The 2,793-nt window shown below is 62.5% G+C and carries 2 protein-coding genes and 2 pseudogenes; 1 reads left to right on the top strand and 3 read right to left on the bottom strand.

Going from position 1 to position 2,793, the window contains the following annotated elements; translation table 11 throughout:
- Positions 1–303 (top strand): annotated as a pseudogene (locus ENZ74_RS27915) (TetR/AcrR family transcriptional regulator); the annotation flags it as partial.
- Positions 304–390: 87 nt separating this feature from the next.
- On the opposite strand, the gene ENZ74_RS27910 reads toward ENZ74_RS27915, so the two are convergent.
- From ENZ74_RS27910 to ENZ74_RS27900, 3 genes and pseudogenes are all read right to left on the bottom strand, one after another.
- On the bottom strand, positions 391–792 hold the full coding sequence (locus tag ENZ74_RS27910; RefSeq protein WP_063167711.1) for a type II toxin-antitoxin system HicB family antitoxin: 402 nt from the start codon (positions 790–792) through the stop codon (positions 391–393).
- 196 nt (positions 793–988) lie between these two features.
- Positions 989–2,644, bottom strand: a complete 1,656-nt coding sequence (gene groL, locus ENZ74_RS27905) for a chaperonin GroEL (protein ID WP_127313152.1) — start codon at positions 2,642–2,644, stop codon at positions 989–991.
- Between the two features lie 65 nt (positions 2,645–2,709).
- Positions 2,710–2,793: pseudogene (locus ENZ74_RS27900) on the bottom strand (co-chaperone GroES); the annotation flags it as partial.

Below are 2,793 nucleotides of genomic sequence, written 5' to 3'. Positions count from 1 at the left end.
CCCACCGACGTGCCGGAACTGGCGGAGTTGTGCCGCTCGGCCTTCGAACAGTGGATAGGCCTGCTGCGGGACGCCTTCGTCAGGGCAGGGGTGCCCGCGCGCCGCGCGCATGCATTGGCACTGCTGGTCGAATCGTCACTGGAAGGGCTGATGGTGATCGCCCGCGCCACAAGCGACCGCGCCCCGGTACAGGCCGTGGCCGATGAGGTGGCGGCGTTGATCGAAGCCGCGGTGCTTGATGGAGCAGGCCGCAATCGCGACGCGGCGATTTCCGCGGTCGGGATATCCTCACCGGGGACCTAACGTTGCGACCGCGCCTGATGTGGTCAACGCGGCAAAGACCCAGCGTATTCCAGCCATGCAGCCGAAGGCAGTGGGCTTTTTGCGCAGCTAATCCACAATGTCTTTGCGAGCAGCTGAAGCAAGGAAGGCCGAGCGTGTCTGTCCACGTTCACGCGCCGTCGCATCGATAGCTTCGAGCAGGCCCAGATCGGAAGATACGTTGATCCGCGTCGTTGATCCGCGATCACGGATCAACGGAATGACAGTCGTCATGGCGCCGTCGCGATCCTCCGCCAGTTCGGGATCGCTCATGATGGCATCGAAGTCGCGCGGCGGCGGAACTGGATCGCCATCCCCTTCCAGCATCCGGACATGGCCCGACAGCGCCTCTACGCCGTTGCGTACGGCTTCGTCGATCGTAACTCCGGCCGAGATGCAGCCAGGCATGTCGGGGAAGCTCACACCGTAGATGCTGTCCGGGTCTTTGTGGATGAAGGCAATGTAACGCAAGCTTCTCACTTTTGGTTCAGGAGGCCCGCCTGCTTCAACAAAGCGGACGGTTCCTGTCGGTATATCCCTTACGCGGATGTGGAATTGTAACGCGACCTGTAGACGACAGCCAACACCCGTTCTGACGCGTCCTAAAAGAACGAAAAAGGGCGGCATCGCTGCCGCCCTTTCCGTAAGCTTAGCCAGGTTGGCTGGATTAGAAATCCATGCCGCCCATGCCGCCCATGCCGCCGCCGCCCATGCCGCCAGGCATGCCGCCGCCAGCCGACTCCTTCTTCGGAGCCTCCGCGATCATGGCTTCGGTGGTGACCAGCAGGCCGGCGACCGAGGCCGCGTCCTGGAGAGCGGTGCGAACGACCTTGACCGGATCGACGATACCCATGGCGATCATGTCGCCATAGTCGCCGGTCTGGGCGTTGTAGCCGAAGGTCGCGCCCTTGTTCTCAAGGATCTTGCCGGCAACGATCGATGCTTCCGCACCGGCGTTGGCCGCGATCTGGCGGGCCGGAGCCTGCAGCGCACGACGAACGATGTTGATGCCGGCGGCCTGGTCGGCATTGACGCCGGTGGCCTTGATGTTGGCCGAAGCGCGCAGCAGCGCGACGCCACCACCAGCAACGATGCCTTCTTCGACGGCCGCGCGGGTCGCGTTGAGGGCGTCATCGACGCGGTCCTTCTTTTCCTTGACTTCGACTTCCGTCGCACCGCCGACGCGGATCACCGCAACGCCGCCGGCGAGCTTCGCCAGACGTTCCTGCAGCTTCTCCTTGTCGTAGTCCGAAGTGGTCTCTTCGATCTGCTGCTTGATCTGGGCAACGCGGCCCTGGATCTCGGCCTTCTTGCCGGCGCCGTCGACGATGGTGGTGTTCTCCTTGGAGATCGACACCTTCTTGGCGCGGCCGAGCATGTTGAGGCCGACGTTCTCGAGCTTGATGCCGAGGTCTTCCGAGATGACCTGGCCACCGGTGAGGATGGCGATGTCTTCCAGCATGGCCTTGCGGCGATCACCGAAGCCCGGCGCCTTGACGGCGGCGATCTTCAGGCCGCCACGCAGCTTGTTGACGACCAGCGTGGCCAGAGCCTCGCCTTCGACGTCTTCCGAGATGATGAGCAGCGGCTTCGAGGTCTGCACGACGGCTTCGAGAACCGGCAGCATGGCCTGGAGGTTGGACAGCTTCTTCTCGTGCAGGAGGATGTAGACGTCCTCGAGCTCGGCAACCATCTTGTCGGCGTTGGTGACGAAGTAGGGCGAGAGATAGCCGCGGTCGAACTGCATGCCTTCGACGACTTCGAGTTCGGTCTCGGCGGTCTTGGCTTCCTCAACCGTGATGACGCCTTCGTTGCCGACCTTCTGCATCGCTTCCGCGATCATCTTGCCGACCGAAGCATCGCCGTTGCCGGCGATGGTGCCGACCTGGGCAACCTCTTCGGAGGTCTTGATCTTCTTGGCGTTCTTGATCAGGGTCGCAACGACGTCGGTTACCGCGAGGTCGATGCCGCGCTTCAGGTCCATCGGGTTCATGCCGGCGGCAACGGCCTTGTGGCCTTCCTGGACGATCGACTGCGCCAGAACGGTCGCGGTCGTGGTGCCGTCGCCAGCGATGTCGTTGGTCTTCGAAGCAACTTCGCGGACCATCTGCGCGCCCATGTTTTCGAACTTGTCCTCAAGCTCGATTTCCTTGGCGACGGTGACGCCGTCCTTGGTGATGCGCGGGGCGCCGAACGACTTGTCGATGACCACGTTGCGGCCCTTGGGGCCGAGCGTGACCTTCACCGCGTCAGCGAGGATGTTGACACCGCGCAGCATGCGCTCGCGGGCATCGCGGGAGAATTTTACGTCTTTGGCAGCCATTTTTAGCTCCTGGCAGGGGCTTCAATCGAGCCCGGGAATTCAGTTGACGAAAGGGCCTGATATGAGCCGATGATGCCCATGATGTCGGATTCCTTCATGATCAGAAGGTCTTCGCCATTGAGCTTGACTTCCGTGCCCGACCACTTGCT

It is taken from the genome of Mesorhizobium sp. M7A.F.Ca.CA.002.15.2.1, assembly GCF_003998715.1.
In the GTDB taxonomy this organism is placed as follows: domain Bacteria; phylum Pseudomonadota; class Alphaproteobacteria; order Rhizobiales; family Rhizobiaceae; genus Mesorhizobium; species Mesorhizobium ciceri.
The sequence above is the reverse complement of the archived record's forward strand: the minus strand, read 5'-3'. Positions and strand labels throughout refer to the sequence as shown.